Genomic DNA, 23,902 nt, shown 5'->3' with positions numbered 1-23,902 from the left:
CATTCCTGAGATTTATGCATACCTTAAGCATTTAACACGTTGTCAGATAGCCACTCCTGCATACGGCTCATGGCAGGCAGAACATGCAGCATCTCCGCCTCCAGACTTTGCTTGGTTATAAAATATGGGAAGCCACAATGAATAATCTGACTTAGAGCAGGCGTCAGAGTTCTTTGGGCAATTACCACAAGAAGCTCATCCTTCTTATGGCAGGCCTCCTCCATACTTACGCAGGGAAGTCCGTCAATGCTCTTTCCCCATTTCTCCTGGCTATTATCAATAAACACGTCCGGATTTACCAACCGGCTCTCCAGCTCAAACTTAATACGCTTTCCATATTGTCCTGCCCCAAATATCGCGATTTTTCTTCTTTTCCCTCCGGAATACATCTCCAGACGCCGGTGAAATCCTTCTATCGAGGCTTCCTCCTCCCCTTTTGAAAAAGCAGGAGCCCTCTCAAGAAGCCTTTTTACCTGCCAGGCCTCCTGTTTCCGGCCATAGCTTTTCAAAAACCCTTCCATTCTGCACAAAAAAGTGGGAGCATTTACAAATACCTCCCCCATTTCAAGGAAATCCAGCTCCTCAATGAGTCTCCAGTAAATCCGACCTGTTTCTTCATGATAACAGCTGATGGTATTTGATCCTGCCTCTGGATGCTCTCTGACCGAATGAAGAATTTGAGGGATAAACAGTGAACGCTGCTTTCGGAACAGCCTGAACCACATTTCTACATCCTGTACCGTCCGAATCGCTTCATCAAACCTCCCCACCCGTTCAAAATGGCTTCTGTGAATGAGAGCGCTGCAGGCATGGCTCTGGAGCCAAAGCACTGAAAAAAAGGAGCGGCATATTTGTTCTTCCTTATAGAGCTTATGAAAATCCGTCGGCGTTCTGGTACCTGTTGGCATATGATAAAATTCGTATTCTCCCTGTACCAGCCTGGTTCTGTCCCCAGAGGACAATACGGCCTTTACCTGCAGCTCAATTTTTTCCGGCCTGTAGATATCATCATGAGACAACCATGCAAAGTACTCCCCTCGCATTTGGTCAATCCCCATGTTCAGAGCAGAAGCCACTCCGCCGTTTTCCTTTTCGAAATAACGTATTCTGTCACCATAGGAAGCGGCAATCCTTGCAGTAGCGCCTTGATCATCGGAGCCATCATTCACCACCAGCACTTCGCAGTTTGTATAGGTCTGCCCCAAAGCGCTTTCCACTGCCTCTGACAGATAATTACCTCCGTTATACACCGGTATAATAATTGAAACCAAAGGCTTCTCCTTGCCTGTTATTCTGGTTTTAGCTATCACACTTAAGAAACTCCTTCCAGAATTGTTCCATCACCTTTCTGCTGCCAGTGGTAACTCTGATCCAATCCTTTAAAATTCCTGTACTATAATATTTAATGAGAATATGCCTTTCTCTGAGCCGGGCCGCAGTATCTTCAGGCGCCCTCTTGGTTTTCACAAGCACATAATTGCCTCCCTTGGCATACGCCTCATATCCGGTCTGCTCCAACCGTTCCAGAAGATAATTCCGTCCTTTCGCCTCTTCCTCAATCAGCCTTTTCGTAATATCAGGCCTTCTCAAAAGCTCCTCTGCAAACAGAATTCCTACTGAGTTCACATTGTAGGTAGACTGGGCATTATCCAGACATCGAATCAGTTCTGCGCTTCCCAACGCATAGCCTACTCTCAGACCCGCCATGGAATAAAGCTTTGAAAAAGTTCTAAGCACTATAAGATGTGCATGTTCTTTCAGCATTCCCACTGCGCTTGAAACTCCAAAGGGATAGTAAGCCTCATCTATCACCGTCAGCGTATCTGTTTTCCGGCAAAGCTCCAAAAGCTCCTGAAGCTCAGCCGGAGTATAGGCCTCGCCAATTGGGCTGTTCGGATTAAAAAGCGCCAGCAGGCTGATATCCTTAGTAATCCTGCCCTTTAGCTTTTCAAAGGGCAGAGAAAAAGACGCATCGTATGGTATCCGTTCCAATGCAACCCCAAATATTTCACTATAGATTCGGTACATCTCAAAACTGGGAGCGACCATCAGAGCCCGGCTCCCCGGCTTTGTAAATACCTCAAATATATACCGGATGGCCTCATCGGAACCGCATGTGAGAGAAATATTCTCCCTTCTGACCCCTTCTTGTTTCGCAAGCATCTCTATAAGCCGGGCTTTATTTGGATAGCTGGCTAGCAGCTGTCCGTCTATCCGTTCCCGAACCTCCTTAACAAATTCTTCCGGAAGTCCCTCTGGATTTTCATTCATGTCTAAACGCAAAAATGGGCTTCTGTCCTCACTGCATTTAACTCTTACAACCTGATTAATTCGTTCATTTATGTACATAATTAATCCCTTAAGCCTCTGACCCCTTTGACAGATACTCAAGAATCCTTTCGTAATCATCAAAATAGTCGATTTCCGACCAGAATAGCTTCTTCACATCAATCGTATGGATCGGAAATTCATCCTGCTCAGCAAAGGAGTACAGCACATTTTCCCACCACAGCATATACTGCTCCTGATTAATCAGTTCCTCCAAACGTTTAGCGAAGCGTTTCAGAAAGGGCTGTCTGACCTTTGCCAGACCTACATATTCGCAGCTTCTCTCATCAATCGGAAGATCCTTTCCATACTTTTTAATAATACCGCTTTCTGCCGTGGCAAAAAAATAATCCCCTGTCTTTCTTCGGGTAACGTCTATGGACATAACCGCCTCTCTCGGATCCTCCAGCACATCATTTAAAATCTCATCTGATACATAAACATCAGCGTTCATAATCAGAACATCATCCTCCAGCTCTTTTCTCGCAAACCACAGGCTGGCAATGCTATTTGTCACAGCATAAAAGGGATTATTGTAAAATATAACCGGCAGTCCCTCCAGAGCCTTAGTAATCTTATCCCTGTGGTAGCCTACTACAATCACAGGTTTTATCCCCAGCGACAAAAGCTTCTCCACAGTAATTCGTATCAGCGGTACTCCGTTAATCGGAAGAGTCGATTTTGGTATATCCTGAATCATTCTTGAAATACGGTTCCCCTTGCCTGCAGCCATTAGAATCGCTTTCCTGCATTCCATCTTTCTCCGCTCCTCCCCTGGCATTTAATATAATATGATATATAAACTTATAGCCGTTTCATAAAACCCCATAGCAAATCATGGCTTGTCTTCCTAAGCCATAATGTCTGTAATATATTTTATAATCAGGATTCAGCTTTTTGATATATGCAGGTATCTCCCAGAGAAGGGAACCGCTGGCATAGGTCGATATCTTAGGTCCATTGCTCAGGATTAAGCCCTCCGCTCCCTTAAGCACGCTTAAATCCAATCCGTTGGAGGAAACCTTTAACAAGGTAACATCCGAAGCCTCAGGCATATTGTCCAGCCTTCTTACTTCTATCTCCCCAGTTCCATACTCCCCAATACGACAGCTCTCAGACATTCCTGATTGAAACCACTGCCTTCCCTCCTCCTCACCTGCCGCCAACTGCTTTACTATAATTCGATCCAGCTGATTACTGGTCACATACCGGCATAATGCTGAAAAATTTTCCTTATCCGGCTCAAGCGCTAAAATACCTTTATATTCTCTGTCTGAAATGTTTAAAAAAGAATCAATCGTATCTCCGGTAAAGGCTCCTACGTCAACAAAATATTCCTTTTGTGTCGGCCTTAAAACAGAAGCATCCATCAGCTTCTCACGGCTGTTTCCATTGACAGCTTCCAGATATCTGTCATCCAGTGTCCTTATATAATTAAGGAATCCGATCAATGTCGCTTTGGATCGTTCATCTGCCAGAAGCCAAAATGTCTCCTCCAATTCAGCGAAACAGGCCTCATAAGGAGTCCAGATATCCCCCTCTTCATAGAGTGTTGTAGCATTCAGACAGCTTACCTTCCCTTTGTAGCCAAAGCTCCGAATCTGATCAACTACCTGATCCGCCACATACACCGCCACCACCAGATGAGCCGGACCGTCCTTCAGGCTGAAAAATTCCTCTGGCCCGATTATATTATCCTTCCCCCATAGAGAGGGATTATTATCAACCACATATGCAGGCCGGAGCTTACCATTCGTCCGCCTCTCTAAAAAACGACGGGTATGGTTCCCCGTATTGCCAGCCCCCCATAGGGCAAAGCTGCCCTTTTCTTTTAAAAGCTGCTCTATAAGAGCCTCCGCTTCCTTTAAAACCCGATTCTCTCTCTTTCTTACAAGCTGTTCTCTAAATCCCGTTCCGTTTACATACAAGGCCCAAGTCCTCCTGTCTTTCAACGTCACGCTGCTGTTCTATCAGCGGCAGTAGCTGACAATGTTTCATTACATTACACTTATCGACATATTTCGCCAATTACATAATAGCTTTTTCGCTTTAAATACAGTTTGCATTTCTTCTTATTTCTTCCTTTTTGTCGGCGACTTACCTCTTTACAGCTTCTTCCCCAGTATGTTACACTTGTCATAGTTAGAAATATATGAAAAATAACCGATAAGAGAAAGTGAAAAGCTATGGAACAAAATGAACGCAGATTTGCAGTGCTGATTGACGCAGACAACGTCTCCCCCAAGTACATCAAATATATATTGGACGAGGTGTCTGATATTGGAATTGCTACCTACAAGCGTATCTATGGAGACTGGACAGATAATGAAAAAAAGAGCTGGAAAAATGTGCTTCTGGACTGGTCTGTCAATCCTATACAGCAGTATAACTATACAACGGGAAAAAATGCAACGGATTCGGCTATGATTATTGATGCTATGGATATTCTCTATTCTGGAAATGTAGACGGCTTCTGCCTGGTTTCCAGCGACTCCGACTTTACAAAGCTGGCGCAGAGGCTGAGAGAGGCCGGTATGTTCGTCATGGGAATCGGGGAGAAGAAAACACCCAAGCCCTTCCGGTCGGCATGTGATACCTTTAAACTGCTGGAAATTATTTCTTCGGAGGATGGGGCTGAGACACCGGTGGCTGCAAAGGGCCGCAATGGGAATACGGCTGTGGCAAAAGCAGAGGTAGCTGCCATTGATGAGATTCAAAAGACCATTACCGGCATCGACGAAATTCAAAAGGCTATTACCAAGCTTCTGATTGAAAACAACAGCCAGAATCAGCCCATTATTCTGGCCAGAGTTGGCAATTTTCTTACCAAGCGTTTTTCAGATTTTGACGTCCGTAATTATGGCTATTCCAAATTATCCACATTTCTGGAAAGCCTGAATAACAATGACTTCCAGGTCGTAAAGCTCCATGGCGGATATTTTGTTCAGGAAAAAAGCGCAAGCATTTCCAAATCTGAGATTGAGAGAGAAATTACCCGGATTATCCACGACAACAACGGTGTGGTGGATAACTTAAGCATCATCCATGATGAGCTGAGAAAGTCTCATCCCTCCTTTGATGTTAAGCAGTATGGTTTCAGCCGTATCTCCAGCTTTATAAGAAGCTTTGGAACCTTTAAAATCAAGGATAACGTGGTACAGCTAAAATAATATCTGCAACAAAAAAGCCGCTGTCCCCTCAGTCATCCAACTGGCAGGGACAGCGTTTTTTTCTATCTATTCAAATCTCACGATCTCCTTTTTCAGCCTCTTCATTATCTTTTTCTCCAGCCTTGATATGTATGACTGAGAAATACCTAAAAGGTCGGCTACCTCCTTCTGTGTCATCTCCACACCATCCTCACTGGTAAGGCCATAACGCAACTCTACTATTTTGCGCTCCCTGGGGTTTAAGCGGCTGATCGCATTGTTTAAAAGGTTCTTCTCCACCTCCTCCTCAATATCATGATAGATTACATCTTCATCGGTTCCCAGAATATCCGATAACAGCAGTTCATTCCCATCCCAATCCACATTTAAGGGCTCGTCGATCGACACCTCCAGGCGCGTTTTATTATTCCGCCTCAAATACATCAATATCTCATTTTCAATACAGCGTGAAGCATAGGTTGCCAGCTTAATATTTTTATCAGGATTAAAGGTGTTGATGGCCTTGATCAGTCCGATGGTGCCGATGGAGATTAAGTCCTCCACTCCTACACTGGTATTATCAAACTTCTTAGCTATGTATACAACCAGTCTTAGATTATGTTCGATCAGCATGGATCTGGCGTCCTTGTCGTCTTCGCTGCCAAGAAGTCCAATCATCCGGCTTTCTTCCTCTGCCTCCAAAGGCGGCGGCAGTATATCTGCTCCACCTATATAGTGAACCTCGCCCTTCTTAGGCATAAGAACCGTTCGAAAGCTGGGGACGGTTTTTAACTGAAAACGATTGGGTATGGAAACTTTAACTATCATGGGAATGTCCTCCTGTATGTTGTGTATTATCTAGGTGCGTTATTCCATCACATCACCCTGCAATATATCCTTTCTTAGGTTCTGTACTGGTTCCTTCATCAGCTTTTTGTATTAAAATCTGATACTCTCCTGAGGGGGAAAGAGGCTGCTTTGAAATTGCCAGCAGAGGCCGGGCAATACAATAGCTTTTTCCCTCCTGCTCTACCTCCATTCTGTCTATAAACACAGCCGGTAGGATTCCGTTAGCCGTCCCTACTGACTGGTAGGGTACATATACCACTCCTCTTACCACAGGACACAACCGCTTGCAAAGCTCTTCCGTTACAACATGTACCGGCCGGCCGCTTACCGGCTCTCTAAGACGGTTGCCTGTGTCAATAAGACCTGTAATCCGTTCTTCCCTGTCTCCGTATTTCAGTGTGACTGTACACAAATCCTTCCTGTGGGCCATGGATGATATAAGCTCTTTTACTCCTTCTGAAAAGCCGTAGCAGCCTGCCGCCGCTCCTGCAATCATGAAAAAGCAAGCCTTAGCAGACAGACCTCCTATAGTTCCTCCATTCATAAGCAAGGCCGCATAATATCCGGCTCTGGTGTGCTCGTAGATAACCAGCATGATTCCTCCTATTACTACGGACACCAGATAAATACCTGCCACTGATTTCACAATCTCCCTGACGCTTTTCAGGCCATAGGCAGCCACAGCCATCAGGCTGCTCACTGCCACATAGGTTACGAATCCCGTCATTGCAGCCGGGAGGCCAGGATATATGCTTACCACACAGGACCACACCCCGCCAATCATTGCGCCTGCTAAAAGCCGCCCTTTGGTTGTCCTGTATGCTAACACCCTGTTCAAGATTACCAGCACTGCCATGTCCATCATGGTGTTGACTGCAAATACTACATCTATGTACACTGTATAAACCACTCAGTCCGGCCTCACCTCCCTATCAACTTATCTGTAGGCAATTATAGTAATTATGACATGCAAAATCTGTCGAAAGAGCAGAGAAAAAATACTATATTTATCGACATAATTTCCATATGCAACAAATATTGTATCTTTCAGGATTATTTTATTGCAGAAGCTTAGAAAAAAATGCATAAAAAAACCTGCGGATCACAGCAATTTTACTGTAATCTACAGGTTCTGTAGAGTTTCGCATATCCCTAGGCAAATATGAACTATCTCTTATTTTTCAGAAAATCAGGAATATTGATCTGCATTTCCTTATTGGCTGTAGGACGGAAGGAGGGAGGCGCCGTGGGCGCAGATGCCCCCGTACTCCCACCGGCATTGTAGCCCTGGTTTGGATTATACTTAGGAGGATTGTAGCCCTGGGTGCCGGAACCAGTGAGATGATAGCCGCCAGCAGGTCTCCCATAGGGAGAAGGAGCTGTAGCCGCCGCCTCAGGGGGCGCCTGATGAGCGGCAGCTGTTCCTCCTGCCGGTACTTTGGTCTTGAAGTTCGCAAAACCGTTCATAGCCTTGGAAATGGATGGACTGGCCCCACGCTCGTCCAGTCCAGTAGCTATAACGGTGATGGTAGCCTCATCCTGAGCGCTCTCATCATACATAGCGCCAAAAATAATATTAGCATCATCTCCTGCCAGCTCCTGAACATAACTGGCAGCTTCGTTTGCCTCAATCAGGCTGATATCGCCGGAGATATTGATAATAACATGGCTTGCGCCTTCGATGGTGGTCTCTAACAGAGGGCTGGACACTGCCTGCTTAACAGCCTCAATAGCCTTGTCATCACCCTTGGCTTTACCAATACCGATGTGAGCGATACCCTTGTCAATCATAACCGTCTGAACATCTGCAAAGTCCAGGTTGATCAGACCCGGAACATTGATCAGATCGGTAATTCCCTGAACTGCCTGCTGAAGCACCTCATCTGCTTTCTTGAGGGCGTCAGGCATCGTAGTACGCCTGTCCACAATCTCCAGAAGCCTGTCATTTGGAATCACAATTAAGGTATCGACACTGTCCTTTAAGTTATCGATACCGGCTAAAGCATTACTCATACGTGTTTTCGCTTCAAAACGGAAGGGCTTCGTCACAACACCTACCGTAAGAATACCCATGTCCTTTGCAATTTTGGCAACCACAGGAGCCGCGCCTGTACCGGTACCACCGCCCATGCCGCAGGTTACGAATACCATGTCAGCGCCTTTCAGAGCCTGCGAAATCTCCTCGGAGCTTTCCTCTGCCGCCTTCTCGCCTACATCAGGCCTTGCGCCTGCACCCAGACCCTTTGTCAGCTTCTCACCAATCTGCATAGCTGTAGGGGCTTTACAAAATTGAAGGGCCTGTTTATCAGTGTTAACTCCAATAAACTCCACCCCGGCAATGTTTTCATCAATCATGCGGTTAACCGCGTTATTCCCTGCGCCACCCACACCTACAACAATAATCCTGGCGGTATTTTCCGACTCATTTATCTTAATCTCTAACAAGATTCATATCCTCCTTTTATTCCCTCATGCCCCATGGCATATCTCTTCTTATTATATATGTCAATCTCTCGTCAAAGTCTGATCTAACTAATACTATATTTGATTTTGCAAAAAATATCAATAGGTTTTTCAAGAAAATATTGGATTTTAAGAAATCCTTTTATTGGAGTTTTTGTTTTTATTCACCTTTTATGTATAATTCAGTTAACGACAGCTATACCGCCTTATTTTGCCATTAACTCAGACCTCTCATTGGCTCTGGCTCGTACCTCCTGCAAATCCTCAAAAATCTGGCTGTAGATCTCGGATTTTGTGCCATTCTCCTTTGCCAGCATCGCTGTCAGGGCAGCCAAGAGCAGGAATACTGCTGCTGCAAGGACGGCTGTCCCCATGAATCGAAGAAGAAATAGTATATATACTATTATAAATGCAAAAAAACATATCATAAGGGAGGCTGCTCCAAGGCTTTTTGCCTTCTTATTATAGTAATCCCGTTTCTCTGCTAAAAACTGCGACGCTACGTCTAAGAACAATTTCATAATAATCTCCATATTATAGTAAAATGTTATATTTATTTTTTTGACATTTCTCTCATTTTTCGCTATATTAAATATAGTAACAGTGGTTTATGCCTTGAGAGAAAAGAAAGGAATGATACATTATATGAATTTTATCTATAATCAGAATCAGATTTCTTGCTATGATCCCAATGGAAAGCTACTGGCCGAAGTTACCTTTCCTGATACAGACGCCCATACGGTCGCTATCAACCATACATTCGTGGATGAATCACTGCGGGGCCAGGGAGTGGCCGGTCAGCTTATGGAGGCAGCAGCGAATCACCTTCGTTCTCAGAATAAGAAAGCAGTTTTAACCTGCTCCTATGCAGTTAAATGGTTTGAGAAGCATCCTGAATATGATGATGTAGTAAAGTAAACTCCTGTATCCCTGATAATAAGCCAAATATGATCCCGGAGGTAGCCCATATGAAAAAGCTGTACACAATTCTCACTCTTGTTGCGTCCCTTTCTCTGTCATCCCTTACCACTGCTTTCGGCGGACAGTGGATTGGAGATGCCTCAGGTTGGAAATACCAAAAGGACGATGCCTCCTTCCACACAAACGGCTGGCAATGGATTGACGGCAAATACTACTATTTTACGCCTGAGGGATATTGTCTTATGAATACTACCACTCCCGATGGATACACAGTGGACGCAAGCGGCGCCTGGACGGTAAATGGTGTTGTACAGGTTAATAAGGATACCGGCAGCTTTGCCTACAATGTATTCCAGATTGTCAATCAGGAAAGAGCGGAAAAGAATATAAGCGCTCTGGCATGGGATGATGGGCTGGCTGCCTGCGCACAGGCACGGGCCTATGAAATCCAGGAAACATTCAGCCATACCCGTCCTGATGGTTCTAGCTTCTTCACTATTCTTGCAGAGTCAGGCGTCTCCTATACCTCCTGCGGCGAAAACATTGCCAGCGGGCAGAAAACACCTGAGGCTGTTATGACTGCCTGGATGAATTCCCCTGGCCACAGGGAAAACATTTTACAATCTGACTTTGGACGCATGGGAGTAGGCTGCGCTTATATCGACGGCATCTACTATTGGGTTCAGCTTTTTGCAAACTAATGCTTTTAACCCGCCATAAGAACCGGTTGCTGTGGTATGCTTTCTGGAAGCATTTCTTAGGAAGCCGGTTCTTCTCTGTCTATAGCTGAGCCAGGCCCAACCTACCGGCTTGGGCCTGGCTCAGCTGCGGCTCGTAAAACCACCAAGTACTGTTTCTGGGCCTGCTACTTTCTTTTAAATGTAATCCCCTTCCCACTGCTGGCCTCCGTATAATTCTCCAGCTTCAGCACACCCCTCTCCTTAACCAGCTGGGGCTGAGCATTTAAAATGTCCTTAAGAGTGGAAATCTTCCCGTCTAAATCCGTATGATTCCCCAGTGATACCTCCATCTTATCAATCAAAAGGGAGGCCTGTCCATTGGGGTCATATTGAATCCTGTCCACCTTCAAATCATATACAGACAACTGCTGGGTCAGATTCAATATTTCCTCGAAAATACTGCTCTCCTTCACAGGAAGAGGACGATAAAGTACAATCTGCCCGAAATCCAGCCCCGTAACAAGAGGAACCCCCTCCAACTGGTGTCCGGAGCTTTCTACCACGATTCCATCCTTATCAAAATACATATAGCTGCTCATGTAGGACACGTACCCTACAATGCTCTTTTCATATATAATTACCTCTGCCTCCAGAGGGCTATGGAACACTATCTTATAATCCTCTACAAAAGGAATCTGACGGTGTGCTCTGAACCGGTCGGAAAAATAAGCGTAGGCCGAATTTTTTCCCCATCTTCCTGAAAAAAGCAGTTCCTCTATCTGCTTATCGCTATAGCGTTCGCTGCCAGTTACCTGGACGCTCCTTATCTGAAGAGACAAAAGGAGGATTGCCGTAAGCAGAACAGCCGCCACAGCAATTCCCAGTCCCAGATGATGTTTTTTGACTGAATTTCTCATGGAGTAACCTCTCGCTGTAATAGATTAGAGTGTACATGCTTCGTTTACCCATCGGATGTCGGCTCCAAGCTCTGCCAAATCCCGGCATATGTCCTCATACCCCCGCTCAATATGATGACAATCCCTGATGGTTGTGGTTCCCTCTGCTGCCAAGGCCGCCACAGTCAGAGCCGCTCCGCCCCGCAGATCCGAAGCATGAACCGTGGCCCCTTTTAAGGGATAAACGCCCTCAATCACTGCGCACTGCCCCTGGGCACAGATGGAAGCGCCCATCTGTTTAAGAGAATCCACAGTTCCAAACCGTTCCTCAAAAACCTTCTCCTCTATGACGCTGCGGCCTGCTCCTGCAGCCAGAAATGCCATAAAGGGCGACTGCAAATCTGTAGGAAACCCAGGATAAGGCCCTGTTTCAATACCAAGTCCCAAAGGACGGCGTTCCATAGTCACTTCTATCTCTCTGGACGCTTCCCTGCTTCTCACATAAGCCCCAGCTCTGACAAGCATTTCCATAGGAGATTTAAGGTCCAAAGGACACACCCCCTTAAGGGTTACAGTTCCCTGAGCTGCCAATACAGCCGCCCCATAGGTTCCAGCCACAATCCGGTCTCCCTCCACACAAAAATTGCTATCATGAAGCTCCTCCACCCCCTGCACCACAATATGATCCGTTCCCATTCCGCAGACAACTGCTCCCATATTGTTCAGGAACCGGCATAACTGTCCTATCTCCGGTTCCCTTGCGGCTCCATGGATATCTGTCACTCCCTTTGCAAGAACAGAGCCTAAAATTGCCTGCTCTGTAGCTCCCACGCTGGGATAAGGAAGGAATATCTCCGTACCCTTAAGTCCTTCTCCGTCCTTTAAGGCTGCCTCTATCAGTCCGTCCTTCTCCTTCAGCCTGGCTCCCAGCTTACTCAACACCATCAAATGCAGATCGATTGGCCTTGCACCGATCAGGCAGCCGCCCGGATAACAGCTGCTCCCCTCTCCCATACGTCCTAAGAGGACGCTCAGCACTACGATGGAAGATCGCATGGCAGTCACATACTCACTTGGTATATGGGTGTCTGTAAGTTGCCGCGCGTCTATAATCAGGCAGTTTCCCTCCCGGCAGCACCCACACCCCAGATGCTCCAGTATGTCCTCCATACAGGCTACATCTCGAATCACAGGAACATTTGTAAGCACTGTAATTCCTTTATGAAGCAAAGCCGCAGCCATCATGGGCAAAACAGCGTTTTTAGAACCTTGTATGAATATCTCTCCTTTAAGAGGAGTAAGACCACGAACCTGAATAACAGACAATGGGGCACCTCCTGGTATTTGAGTCTTCCCGGAGCATCCATTATGCTCCCTTAAAAACACGATCTACTAGAAGCATATGCCAATCTGTCTTGGCCTGTGCAGTTCATCATTGTCCTTTTTACATAAACCTATTTACCCCTGTCCCTTAAACGCTACATCTCAAGCTTTATCTGGTTGGATACGCTCAGCACCATTCCCATCTCCATCAGAAGGAAGAGAACCGACGTACCTCCATAGCTTATAAAGGGAAGGGTGATGCCCGTGTTGGGAATGGTATTAGTAACCACCGCGATGTTCAGTATAACCTGAATGGCAATATGCCCCATAACACCCACCACCAAAAGAGCGCCGAACAAATCAGGAGCATTGTTGGCGATAATCATAAATCTGTAGATCATAAACAGAAAGATCAGAATAATGGAGATAGCTCCAAACAATCCCAGCTCCTCGCATATAATCGAAAAAATCATATCATTCTGAGCCTCGGGCACAAAGCCCAGCTTCTGTATACTCTCCCCTAGCCCCTGTCCTACCAAACCGCCTGAGCCTATGGCGTAAAGGCCCTGAAGAACCTGAAAGCCTTTGTCTGTAGGATCCAGCTCCGGATTCAGCCATGCCTCAATTCTTCGATACTGATAACCCTGCAAAAGCCCTATCTGATTCAGCGCCTTACCAATAGGCCCGGCAAAGGCCAGCATTCCCATTCCCGCCGCTATTATGGAAAAAAAGGGCCATTTTATTTTACATGCCACAAAAAGCATTACAAAGGCAATACCGCAGACGATAATACCAGAGCTTAAGTTATTCATTGTAACAAGGCCTGCTATGGGAAGTGTCAGAAGAACAATATAGCCCATATTCCGCCACTTGTTAATCCTGGTTCCCATGGTAGTGATCACTGCCGCCAGGAGCACAATCAAAGCAATCTTTACAAATTCCGTAGGCTGGAAGCTGAAAGGCCCAAGAGGCAGCCAGCGTTTCTTACCGTTGACCTCACGTCCCACAAGGCTTACCGCAATCATCAATATGTAGGAAACGATGTACGCTGCTACGGAAAACCTTGCAAATACATGATAATCCAGCTTGGATATAAACAGCATCAGCACAAATCCTCCGGCCGCTATCTTCGCCTGGCGCATCATAAAATAGGCGCTGTCCTTGTAATTGAGCTGAGCCATATAGGAGCTGGAGCTGTATATCATAACTAATCCAAAGGCCGTAAGGAAAATGATGCAGAATAAAAGACTGTAATCGTAAAAATGCCTCGGCTTCTTTTTTTTCTTTGGTGTCTTCTGTACTCCCTGATCTGGGTATCCCGCCTGCCGCCTGTTCTGGCTTCCAGACCCGGCTGCTGTCTGCACCCTTCCCGACATACGCAATTACCTCCTGCTTAAAGCTCCATGACGCACTCCTTAAACACGCGTCCCCTCTCCTCGTAATCCTTAAACATACCCCAGCTTGCACAGGCAGGGCTTAACAGTACCGAATCTCCAATCTCTGCGTAAACGGCGCAAACCTGCACTGCCTCCTTCATATCTTCCGCATACATAATTTCTGTAAAGCCATGCCGCTTCGCAGATTCGGCAATCTTATCTCTGGTCTGTCCAATCAGCACAAGATGCTTAACCTTACCTGGGAACTCAGATATCCATTTATCATACTCGCTGTTCTTGTCATACCCCCCTGCAATCAGCAGCGTAGGCCCTGGCATAGCCCGCAGGGCCTGAATCGCCGCATCCGGATTGGTGCCCTTAGAGTCATTATAGTATCTGACTCCAGTTCTCTCCCTCACAAACTCAATCCTGTGCTCTACCGGCTGAAAGGCCTCAATCACCCGGGTAATCTCAGCCATAGGCACGCCAAACTCCCGTCCTATGGCCGCAGCCGCCATGACATTCTCATAATTATGGCGGCCCAGAAGCTTCATACGGCGGACATCGGCAACTGCCTCAGCTCTGCCGTTTTCCCTGTATACAATGTTGTCTCCGTCCATACAGAAGCCATCCTTAAGACTCTCACGGCTGGAGAACCAAACTACCTTTGGAGCAAGCTCAGGACTCTGACCAAACTCCCTTAAGAATGGGTCATCGTAATTCAGCACCACGGTGTCTCCCGGCCTCTGATTCATCGTGATACACTCTTTGATGCGGATATAGTTTTCCATAGTTTTGTGCCTGTTTAAATGATCCGGGGTTATATTCAGGATGGCGCTGACATTCGGCCGGAAATCCATAATGGTTTCCAGCTGGAAGCTTGACACCTCTGCTACCGTCACGGAATTGTCCGTCATCTCCAGAACCCTGGCGGTGTAGGGTTCACCTATATTGCCCACTACAAAGGTTTCTTCGTATTTCGCTTTTAAAATTTCACCTGCCAGGGCTGTGGTGGTAGTCTTGCCGTTGGTGCCTGTTATCGCCGCTAATCTTCCGCAGCCGCACTGATAAGCCAACTCTATCTCTCCCAATATAGGAATCTTGGCGTCATCCACCACTGCCACAAAGGGGCTGTCTAATGAGATTCCGGGGCTGATAATGCACAGTTCCACTCCCAGCAAGTCTGTGCGCTTAATATCTCCCAGCACTACATTCACCCTGGCTCCCTCTTCAAAGTTTGCCTTCAATGTCTCATCTTTAAGAGCGGCATTTCCGTCATACAGCACAACCTCTCCGCCCCGTTCCAATACAAGCCTGGCCGCCGCGATACCACTGACGCCGGTTCCTGCAATTAATACCTTCTGGCTTTTGTTCATTTGTCAAATAACCTCCTTATTTCAAACCACACTTTGGCTTCCAAATAGACTAGACCCTTACAATCCCAGATAAGCGACCATGCAGAGTACAGCGGTGACAATGGCAAACACCGCCACCACCCTCGTCTCCGACCAGCCGCAAAGCTCGAAATGATGGTGTATTGGAGCCATTTTGAAAAATCGCTTTCCTCCGGTTCTTTTAAAATAGGTAACCTGGATAATGACGGAAAGTACCTCCACCAGATAAATAAGACCGATAATAGGAAGAAACAGGGGCATGCGCATCATATAGGCAGAGGCCGCCACAAAGCCGCCCAAAGCCAGTGAACCAGTATCGCCCATGAACACCTTGGCAGGATACACATTAAAGAGCAGAAATCCCAGAAGGCTTCCCACCACTGCCCCTGTCATGGGACTGATGCCCATCTTTTCACCGACGGCCACAATGGTTAAGAAGGTCGCTACCAGAATGGTAACGCTTGTGCAAAGTCCGTCCAGCCCATCGGTAAAATTCACTCCGTTATCGGTTCCCAGAACAATAAAAAACAGGGCTGGAACAAAAAAAATTCCAAGAGAGAGAAATTTACCTCCCTCAAATCCTCCGGTAAAGGGAATCAGCATATCCGTTCCAACCTCCTGGCTGTTTAATACATACCAGGCAAAAATTCCTGTAATAGCAAATTGTCCAACTAGCTTCTGCACCGGCTTTAATCCTTCGGACCGCTTCATTACTATCTTAATATAGTCATCCAGAAAGCCAATAATGCCAAATCCTACCGTTACAAAGAGCACGGGTATGATTTTGGGATAGGTGGGGATATAAAAAACAGATGTAATAATGATGCTGCTGAGTATAATCAAGCCTCCCATGGTGGGCGTACCCTGCTTTTTTAAATGAGCCTGGGGTCCGTCATCCCTTACCTGCTGGCCGAATTTCAGCTTATGGAGAAAAGGAATAATAACAGGGCAAAGCAATGCGCTTATGGCAAATGCAATGATAATAGCTAGGATGGTTTCATGAATCATAAGGGCACCTCAATCTCATATGTAAGTCTTATTTGGTATTTAGTATACGTCTTTTTCCGGGAATAATCAACTATGGATTGGATTCATGAACAGCAGTTTCTTCCTCTGCTGCCTGAATTCCCAGATAAGGAAGTATATTCTTAAATAAATCTCCTACTACCGGAGCAGCAATGGTTCCGCCGTAATAAATTCCCTCCGGCTCATCTATAGTAACCAAAGCCATGACCTGTGGATTATCCGCAGGCGCAAAGCCAATAAAAGAAGAAATATATTTTTTAAGACTTCTTGGAAGCTTTTCGGAGGTAGCTGTTTTCCCTCCAATCCGAAAGCCTTCTACCTTCGCTTTTTTGCCGCTCCCCTCTGCCACCACCTGCTCCAGCACATAGCGCATGGTAGCGCTGGTTTCCTCTGATAGGATGCGCTTTTGAGAGGAATACTTAAATTCGTGGACTCTGCTTTTATCAGCGCTTACAGCAGAGATTCCAAAGTGAGGCGTCACTCTGGTTCCTCCGTTCACAATGGACGCTGCTGTGGTTATCAGTTGAATGGGTGTAATCTGAAAGGACTGGCCAAAGGATACGGTAGCAAGCTCCACAAGGCCCATATTCTCCTTTTTATGCATGATAGTAGCTGCCTCGCCAGGCAGATCAATGCCTGTCTTCCCCCCCAGTCCGAACTGTGAAAAATATTTATAATACCCGTCTACCCCAAGCCTCTGACCTACGTCAATAAATACCGGGTTGCAGGAGTTCATGGCTCCCTGTAAAAACGTCTCCGCTCCATGCCCCCCTACCTTATGGCAGCGGATCTTTCTATCCTCCACGATCCTGAATCCAGGACAGGAGAACTGATCCGTCAGCTTTACCGCACCTGATTCCAGTCCTGCTGCCGCAGTAATGATTTTGAAGGTAGAGCCCGGCTCATAGGTATCGTTAATACAGGTGTTTCTCCACATCTGGTTTAACTGCTCCTGTTTCTTGGCCCCTGTAAGGCCTTCCTTCTGGGCTGCCAGCTCCTGAAGGCTTTGACTTCTCAGATTCTGGTTCAGGGTAAAGGGATCGTTTAAGTTAAACTCCGGTACATTGACCATTGCTAATAGCTCCCCGTTCTGAGGATTCATAACGATAATCGATACCCTTTTCGCATTTTTCTTCTCCAGCACCTGATAGGCCAGCTGCTCCGCATACTTTTGGATGTTTACGTCCAGGCTGATGTGAAGATCATTGCCAGCTACAGGCTCAATCCGATCCTCAGCCGCATTTTCAATCTCCACTCCCTTGGCATCGGACATGGTGAGAATCTTTCCGTTAAGACCCTTTAAATAGGTTTCATATTTAACCTCCAGACCGATAATCCCCTGGTTGTCACCTCCTGTAAATCCCAGAACCTTAGAAGCCAGATCGTCATATGGATAGTAACGCTTGTAATCTTCGTCCACCTTTACCCCAGCAAGACGGTAGGAACGGATCGTATCTCCCACTTCCTTATCCACGTTGGTTTTGATAATCTCTCTGGAGCTTCGCTTCTCTACCCGCTTTCTCACTGTCTCCTGATCCATGCCCAGTTCTCTGCATAGAATGTTTATCACCTTCTCCCTATCCTCCACCTGATTATAAATAACAGAAATGGTACATACCGTCCGGTTATCCGCGATCACAACCCCATTGGCATCAATAATCCGGCCTCTGGCAGCTTTAATCGTCCGTTCCCTTTGGTGAAGCTCCTCTGCCATATCTCCGTAATGCTCCGAGCGGAAAATCATAAGAAAGCCAAGCCGTCCTGACAGACCCACCATCACAATCGCAATGAGCAGTCCCAGGACGGCTATATTCTTTCTATGCTTTGTAAGGTTTGAATACATGAGCATCTCCGGCGTCCATCATTGTTAATAATATATTGGAACCCAGCTCATTTTATGTCACATTCTCATCCAGCGCCGCAGCCGCAGCCGTCCCTCCCTGAGTATCCTGAGAGGCTCCTTCCCTCCCTTCGGGGGCCGTTCCCGCTGTCTCCTCTTCCCCGGAGGGAGAACCTTCGCCTCTCGTTAGCGGCCCTTCTGGTTCCTGAGACTGTCCTGAGGCTGAGGGCACGGCGTCCGGCACTCCGCTGCCTGCGTCACCCTCCGGGGCCGCAATGATATACTCGTCTGTCTGCCGCTGTACCTTAGCGTCCCCCGTCTCACTCTCTCCTGCTTCCTCCCCTTCTCCCTCAAAACCTGTTTCAGGTTCGTTAATCCCTTCCGGGGATTGCTGGCTCTTTCCAATCTCTTCCGATTCCGGCAGCTCCTCTTCTGGAAATACATTCAGATATGGAAGAGCCTCCGCCATAATCTTAGAGAAAATGGCGCTGGCATAGGAGCTGTGGGCCTGCTCAGGACCAGGTGGGTAATTGGGGATATCAATTACCACATAGACGAATATCTGAGGCTCCTCCACCGGGGCATAGCCTGCAAAGGATACCAGATAATTCTTTTCCAAGCGTGGCTGGCGTTCCGCCGTTCCAGTCTTTCCCCCAACCTCGTAGCCCGCAACCTGGGCTACCTTTCCTGTTCCTTCCTCTACGGTTCGGAACATAGCCTCATTGAGGAAATCCGCTGTAGACTGGGATATGGTTTCCCGCACCAGCACAGGCTCCTTTTTTTCCACAACAGCTCCCTGTTCATTGAGTATCTGCTTTACAACATGAGGTTCATAGTAGGAGCCCCCATTGATCACAGAACAGAAGGCAGCCGCCATTTGAACCATTGTGCAGTTGTAATTCTGTCCAAAGGAATTGGTCGCAAGATCCGTAGGTCCCATTTTGTCAGCCTTATATACAAGACCGCTGGTATCGGCCTCTCCAGGCAAATCAATCCCCGTCTTATCTCCAAACCCAAAAAGCTCCATGTATTTGCAAAACTTATCACGTCCCAGCCTCTGGGCAATCCGCATCATAGAGACATTACAGGAGTACATCAAAGATTCCTCCACCGTCAACGTGCCATGACCCAATCGGTTTGCACAGTAAATATCCCTGTCCGCCACATGGAGGAAGCCCCCGCAATCAAAGGTTTCGTCCTTGCCCAGCACACCTTCCTCCAGAGCCGCCGCCACTGTAAACACCTTAGACGGAGAGCCCGGCTCATAGGTATCACTGACACAGAAATTCCTCCATATCTGGTTCCAGGCAACCTGCTGTCCATAAGAGAGGACATCCTCCCGGCTGAAATAATCCAAAACCTGATCCTCTGTAATCACAGCGCCGTCATTTTTCCTCTTATATACAGCTGCCGCCTCCTTTTTTCCAAGCTCCATAAGCTGATCCTCTGTGAATCCGCTTACGTCTCTGGGATTGTTGAGATCAAAGACATTGCTGCTGCCCATAGCCAGTATTTCGCCATTTCTGGGATCCATGGCAATGGCGGCAGTTATCCTGCTTCCTACCGTAGTCTGCCATTCATTTATATATTTCTGAAGAATATTCTGTACGTTTACATCAATGGTGGAAACGACGGTCTTTCCATTAATGGCAGGCTTAACCACCCCTTCCAGGTTGGACTCTGAATCCAGGTAGCCGTATTCACGGCCGTTCACGCCGATAAGACTGCTGTTGTAATACTGCTCGATTCCTCCTGTACCTTCGGAACCGTCTGCGCTTGTAAATCCAATCACATTGCAGGCCGTAGAATTGTAAGGATAAATCCGCTTGTACTCATCCTCAAACCAGATGCCCTTAACTCGTTTTTTTGCCTCTGCGTCGTTTTCGCTCTTACTGTAAGCCTCATTGGTGTCCTTGGCCAGCTGCTCAAAGGCGATCCGCTGATCATAGGAGAGCTGGCGGCCTTTACTGTATCTCACATAGGCGCTGGATTTACGCTCCTCAATCAGGCTTCTTAGCTCCCCTCCATCAAAGCCGAAGGCTTCCACCAGGGCCTGGATGGTGGGCTCCAGAAAATTTTCCGGAGCCGACATAATCTGCCTGGGGTCAATAATCAGGTTATACACCTTCTCGCTGGTGGCCAGATAAGTTCCATTCCGATCCACAATATCTCCCCGCCTGTAAGGCAGAGTACGGCTGTCATACTCCTGCTGTCTCTGAGTCAGAACAATCTTATTATACTGTTCGTTGTTATCCCGGATAATCCGGTAAAGAACCATAATTAAAGCAAACAAAGCCAGCGTAATCACCAAAACGGTGATTGCCAGCTTTTCCTGCAAGTACTTTGGGTAAAAATATTTTCCTCTTACGGTTTGTTTATCCCGAGAGCCGCCTCCAAAGGAATCGCGGCGGCCCTTAGGTTTAATATTCCGGGATGTCTTCATACTGTCTTACATACTCACTTTCTGTCTTGTCATACAATAATACCTGATTTTTCCGGGCATAGACCATTCCCAGTTCCTTTGTAGCAATCTCATATATCTTATTTAAATCCACGCTGGTATTGATACTGGTTTCCAGTGCGTCATTCTCCGCCTTAAGCTGCTCCAATTCTGTTTCCAGCCGCTCAATATTGTGCATCCTGGCTGTGATGGAGGACTGGACATGGAGATAATTAATACAGAGGTATAAGGTAAAAACCGACGCTATAGTCAGCATAATCACATATGGAAGATCCATATACATGGCCCGTTCCTGATTACGCCTGATCCGATGGCTGGCGCGTACTGACCGTCTGTCAGCCGGCTTTTTTCCCGGTCTTTCCGGTGACGGAGCCGTCTTTGGTTCAAGCTTTGGCGCTGCCGTGCCGTGTACATAGGCGCTGCCATATACAGGCCTGCCCGTCTTTTGTCTGTTCGTACGTCCTGCCGACGCCCTTGCTTTTGCGGCCATAACACCCTATCCTCCCATCCCTCATAATAAAATTTCTGTTATCCTTTGTTCCTCAGAGAGCTGAAACCGCTCTTTATCTCTTTCAGCTCTTTCTTTATTCAGCTTTTAATCATCCTCTCCCCGTTCAAACACTCTCAGCTTTGCGCTCTTGGAACGGCTGTTTACAGCTATCTCCTCCTTTGAAGGAAGAATCGGCTTTCTGGTAATAACCTTCCCCTTGCTCTTTTTGCCGCACACGCAAACCGGAAATTCCCTGGGACAGCAGCAGGGGGATTCGCTGTTCTTAAACCGGTTTTTTACAATTCTGTCCTCCAGTGAATGAAAGGTGATGATGCTTAAGCGCCCTCCTGGATTCAGCAGATCAATCATAAGATCGATCGAATGATCCAGAGCCTCCAGTTCCTGATTCAGCTCAATCCGTATAGCCTGAAAGGTACGCTTTGCCGGGTGTCCGCCCGCAGCTCTTACCCTGGCCGGGATAGCGGCTTTTATAATCTCTGTCAGCTCTCCTGCCGTCCGTATCGGATGTTCAGCCCTCGCTTTCACGATATGCTTTGCTATATTCTTAGCAAAGTTATCCTCTCCGTAATCCCTGATGATCCGATACAGCTCCATCTCATCATAGGTGTTAACAATATCGGCAGCTGTCCTCTCATTTCTCTGATCCATTCTCATATCGAGCGGCGCGTTCGCTTCCCTGTAGGTAAAGCCTCTGGAGGCTGTGTCCAGCTGATAGGAGGACACACCCAAATCCAGATAAATACCGTCCACCTTAGGAATATCCAGCTCCATCAGTACCTTCTGGATGTTTTTAAAATTGCTTCTTACAATAGTCGCCTTATCACAGAAGGGCTTCAGCCTCTCGCCGGCTGCCGCGATAGCGTCCTCGTCCTGATCGATTCCGATCAGATGTCCTCCGCCCAGGCGCTTGCACACTTCATAGGCATGGCCTCCACCTCCAAGTGTTCCGTCTACATAAAAGCCGTTTGGCTTGATATTTAAGCTTCCTACTGTTTCATATAAAAGTACGGATTTGTGTCCGAATGTGTTCTCGTCCATTAAATTCCCAAGCCTTCCATATGTTCTGCAATTTCTTCCATATCATCAAAGGTATTGGCAGCAAGCCACTTATCCTTGCTCCAGATTTCAATCCGGCTGCCTACACCTACCAGTACAGCGTCTTTCTCGATTCCGGCAAACTCTCTTAAAACAGCCGGAAGGAGAATTCTTCCCTGCTTGTCTACTTCACAGGTGGTAGCTCCCGCCAGAAGAAAACGTGAAAATTTACGTCCGGCAGTATTTGTAAGAGGCAGCGTTCGCAGCTTTTCTTCCAGAGCGGTCCATTCTGAATTCTCATACACAAAAAGGCAGTTATCAAGGCCCTTCGTAACAACGAACTCTTCACCTAACTGCTCTCTGAATTTTGAAGGGACGATAAGCCGTCCCTTCGCGTCTACTGTATGATTGTACTCGCCCATGAACATAACTTATCACCTGCCCTGTCCTATGGTGTACCTGAAGATTCAATTCTGCGGATGACTGAGGGGGGAATCCTAACCCCCACCTCATCCACTTAACAACCATCCTCTACCACTTTACGCCACTTTCTACCACTTGTATGTCCATAATAGTATAGATTCTGGGAAATGGCAAGGTTTTTTTACGTATTTCTCTAAAAAAATAAATAAAAAAAAGAGGCTGCTGCTATGTCTTTCGCAGCTGCCTCTACATATGGGAGGGAACCTTCGTTCTGTACAAAATATAGGCTTTCAACCTTTATGATCTCTTACTGGCGAGGTTTTTTCCCTCCACTTTCTTTCCCCTATTTCAAATGTCTGCGCCTGTAGCAAATCACTCCTGCTGATACTACCACCAAAATGGCAGACAGAAGCTGGGATACAGCCAATCCGGTTCCCGGAAGCTTCAGCTGATCGGTACGCAGTCCCTCGATCCAGACACGTCCCAAGCCGTAGCCCAAAAAGTAAATCCAGAGCATCTCTCCTTCAAACCGCTTATGCTTCCTGTACCAGAGCATGAAAGCCAAAACACACAGGTTCCACACAGATTCATAGAAAAACGTTGGATGAACCTGTATATAGGCAACGCCGTTCTCCACAATCTCATGAGCCTTCAGCTGCTGAGAGATCATAGCCGGAGCTACCAAGCTCTTCTTAATCCGCATGGCGAAAAGGTTCTCCGTATAGCCTCCAAACGCCTCACAGTTAAAGAAATTCCCCCACCGCCCAATGATTTGGCCTGTTATCAACCCCAAAACACCGCTGTCTGCCATGGAAAAAAAGGACTGCTTTCTCACCTTTGTAAAAACGATCAGCGTCAAAACCGCTCCGATTACGCCTCCATAAATAGCAAGTCCCCCTGCCCGCAGATTCAGTATCTCCAGAAGGTTGTCCTTATAATCCTTCCAGGAAAAAATTACATAATAAAGACGGGCTCCCAGGATGGAAAAGAAAATAGCATAGATAGCGAAATCCAGATAAACTTCCGGATCCTGCCCTCTGCGCCTGGCATCTGAAAATGCCACCGCCATACCGGCCAGCATCCCCAGACCGATGATGATTCCATAAAACGCAATGGGAAAGCCAAACACGGTTATATGATTCGGCAGATTTTGTATGGTAATTCCCAGGTTCACAAAGCTTAAATCTGCTCCTGATTCCATAAATAAACTCCTTCCACACGTAAGAT

At 46.9% G+C, this 23,902-nt stretch carries 22 protein-coding genes and 1 pseudogene; 4 read left to right on the top strand and 19 right to left on the bottom strand.

Features of this window, described 5'->3' with window-relative positions:
- Positions 1–23: 23 nt before the first annotated feature.
- From FYJ39_RS00480 to FYJ39_RS00465, 4 genes are read right to left on the bottom strand one after another with little or no spacing between them, the layout of a single operon-like run.
- A complete protein-coding gene (locus tag FYJ39_RS00480) occupies positions 24–1,310 on the bottom strand; it encodes a glycosyltransferase (protein WP_154470509.1) in 1,287 nt (428 codons plus the stop codon).
- Positions 1,300–2,349 carry a pyridoxal phosphate-dependent aminotransferase gene (locus FYJ39_RS00475; protein WP_195840346.1) on the bottom strand — a complete coding sequence of 350 codons (1,050 nt, stop codon included), beginning with the start codon at positions 2,347–2,349 and terminating at the stop codon, positions 1,300–1,302. Before FYJ39_RS00475 ends, FYJ39_RS00480 begins: the two co-directional genes overlap by 11 nt.
- A gap of 10 nt (positions 2,350–2,359) precedes the next feature.
- Positions 2,360–3,085, bottom strand: coding sequence for a phosphocholine cytidylyltransferase family protein (locus tag FYJ39_RS00470; protein ID WP_154470507.1), 726 nt, complete (start codon positions 3,083–3,085; stop codon positions 2,360–2,362).
- A gap of 58 nt (positions 3,086–3,143) precedes the next feature.
- Positions 3,144–4,256, bottom strand: coding sequence for an FkbM family methyltransferase (locus FYJ39_RS00465; protein WP_154470506.1), 1,113 nt, complete (start codon positions 4,254–4,256; stop codon positions 3,144–3,146).
- A 258-nt stretch (positions 4,257–4,514) separates the two neighbouring features.
- Between FYJ39_RS00465 and FYJ39_RS00460 the strand changes: the two are divergent.
- Together FYJ39_RS00460 and FYJ39_RS21430 are read left to right on the top strand one after the other, a co-directional pair.
- Positions 4,515–5,252, top strand: a pseudogene (locus FYJ39_RS00460) (NYN domain-containing protein); the annotation flags it as partial.
- Positions 5,253–5,291: 39 nt separating this feature from the next.
- A complete protein-coding gene (locus tag FYJ39_RS21430; protein WP_407923818.1) occupies positions 5,292–5,498 on the top strand; it encodes an OST-HTH/LOTUS domain-containing protein in 207 nt (68 codons plus the stop codon).
- Between the two features lie 66 nt (positions 5,499–5,564).
- Here the strand turns inward: FYJ39_RS21430 and sigE are convergent, their stop codons facing one another.
- The 4 genes from sigE to FYJ39_RS00440 all read right to left on the bottom strand — a co-directional run bounded on the left by sigE (position 5,565) and on the right by FYJ39_RS00440 (position 9,310).
- Entirely contained in the window at positions 5,565–6,305 is a 741-nt protein-coding gene (sigE, locus tag FYJ39_RS00455) for an RNA polymerase sporulation sigma factor SigE (RefSeq protein ID WP_154470504.1), read from the bottom strand.
- Between the two features lie 52 nt (positions 6,306–6,357).
- Entirely contained in the window at positions 6,358–7,236 is an 879-nt protein-coding gene (locus FYJ39_RS00450; RefSeq protein ID WP_287848526.1) for a sigma-E processing peptidase SpoIIGA, read from the bottom strand.
- Between the two features lie 257 nt (positions 7,237–7,493).
- The gene (ftsZ, locus tag FYJ39_RS00445) at positions 7,494–8,771 is read right to left on the bottom strand and encodes a cell division protein FtsZ (protein WP_154470503.1); all 1,278 of its coding nucleotides are present in this window, start codon (positions 8,769–8,771) and stop codon (positions 7,494–7,496) included.
- Between the two features lie 224 nt (positions 8,772–8,995).
- A complete protein-coding gene (locus tag FYJ39_RS00440; RefSeq protein WP_154470502.1) occupies positions 8,996–9,310 on the bottom strand; it encodes a hypothetical protein in 315 nt (104 codons plus the stop codon).
- A gap of 124 nt (positions 9,311–9,434) precedes the next feature.
- Between FYJ39_RS00440 and FYJ39_RS00435 the strand changes: the two genes are divergently transcribed.
- On the top strand, positions 9,435–9,707 hold the full coding sequence (locus tag FYJ39_RS00435) for a GNAT family N-acetyltransferase (protein ID WP_154470501.1): 273 nt from the start codon (positions 9,435–9,437) through the stop codon (positions 9,705–9,707).
- A 50-nt stretch (positions 9,708–9,757) separates the two neighbouring features.
- Positions 9,758–10,411, top strand: coding sequence for a CAP domain-containing protein (locus tag FYJ39_RS00430; RefSeq protein WP_154470500.1), 654 nt, complete (start codon positions 9,758–9,760; stop codon positions 10,409–10,411).
- 164 nt (positions 10,412–10,575) lie between these two features.
- Here the strand turns inward: FYJ39_RS00430 and FYJ39_RS00425 are convergent, their stop codons facing one another.
- From FYJ39_RS00425 to lgt, 11 genes are all read right to left on the bottom strand, one after another.
- Positions 10,576–11,307 (bottom strand): cell division protein FtsQ/DivIB, encoded by a 732-nt coding sequence (locus tag FYJ39_RS00425; RefSeq protein WP_154470499.1) that lies wholly within the window; start codon positions 11,305–11,307, stop codon positions 10,576–10,578.
- 24 nt (positions 11,308–11,331) lie between these two features.
- Entirely contained in the window at positions 11,332–12,612 is a 1,281-nt protein-coding gene (gene murA, locus FYJ39_RS00420) for a UDP-N-acetylglucosamine 1-carboxyvinyltransferase (RefSeq protein WP_154470498.1), read from the bottom strand.
- Between the two features lie 152 nt (positions 12,613–12,764).
- Positions 12,765–13,985 (bottom strand): FtsW/RodA/SpoVE family cell cycle protein, encoded by a 1,221-nt coding sequence (locus FYJ39_RS00415; RefSeq protein ID WP_154470497.1) that lies wholly within the window; start codon positions 13,983–13,985, stop codon positions 12,765–12,767.
- Between the two features lie 17 nt (positions 13,986–14,002).
- Entirely contained in the window at positions 14,003–15,361 is a 1,359-nt protein-coding gene (gene murD / locus FYJ39_RS00410; RefSeq protein WP_154470496.1) for a UDP-N-acetylmuramoyl-L-alanine--D-glutamate ligase, read from the bottom strand.
- A 57-nt stretch (positions 15,362–15,418) separates the two neighbouring features.
- Positions 15,419–16,387 (bottom strand): phospho-N-acetylmuramoyl-pentapeptide-transferase, encoded by a 969-nt coding sequence (gene mraY, locus FYJ39_RS00405; protein ID WP_154470495.1) that lies wholly within the window; start codon positions 16,385–16,387, stop codon positions 15,419–15,421.
- Between the two features lie 70 nt (positions 16,388–16,457).
- On the bottom strand, positions 16,458–18,248 hold the full coding sequence (locus FYJ39_RS00400; protein WP_154470494.1) for a peptidoglycan D,D-transpeptidase FtsI family protein: 1,791 nt from the start codon (positions 18,246–18,248) through the stop codon (positions 16,458–16,460).
- A gap of 52 nt (positions 18,249–18,300) precedes the next feature.
- Complete coding sequence (locus FYJ39_RS00395; RefSeq protein WP_154470493.1) at positions 18,301–20,688, bottom strand: peptidoglycan D,D-transpeptidase FtsI family protein; 2,388 nt, start codon at positions 20,686–20,688, stop codon at positions 18,301–18,303.
- Positions 20,666–21,196, bottom strand: coding sequence for a septum formation initiator family protein (locus FYJ39_RS00390; RefSeq protein ID WP_154470492.1), 531 nt, complete (start codon positions 21,194–21,196; stop codon positions 20,666–20,668). The genes FYJ39_RS00395 and FYJ39_RS00390 overlap by 23 nt, the downstream gene beginning before the upstream one ends.
- Positions 21,197–21,301: 105 nt before the next feature.
- Complete coding sequence (gene rsmH / locus FYJ39_RS00385; RefSeq protein WP_154470491.1) at positions 21,302–22,255, bottom strand: 16S rRNA (cytosine(1402)-N(4))-methyltransferase RsmH; 954 nt, start codon at positions 22,253–22,255, stop codon at positions 21,302–21,304.
- A complete protein-coding gene (mraZ, locus tag FYJ39_RS00380) occupies positions 22,255–22,680 on the bottom strand; it encodes a division/cell wall cluster transcriptional repressor MraZ (protein WP_154470490.1) in 426 nt (141 codons plus the stop codon). Before mraZ ends, rsmH begins: the two co-directional genes overlap by 1 nt.
- 338 nt (positions 22,681–23,018) lie before the next feature.
- A complete protein-coding gene (gene lgt, locus FYJ39_RS00375; RefSeq protein ID WP_154470489.1) occupies positions 23,019–23,876 on the bottom strand; it encodes a prolipoprotein diacylglyceryl transferase in 858 nt (285 codons plus the stop codon).
- Positions 23,877–23,902: the final 26 nt, after the last annotated feature.

It is taken from the genome of Clostridium porci, assembly GCF_009696375.1.
GTDB classification, from domain to species: domain Bacteria; phylum Bacillota; class Clostridia; order Lachnospirales; family Lachnospiraceae; genus Enterocloster; species Enterocloster porci.
Note: the sequence above shows the minus strand (reverse complement) of the source record. Positions and strands in the feature narration are given on the sequence as shown.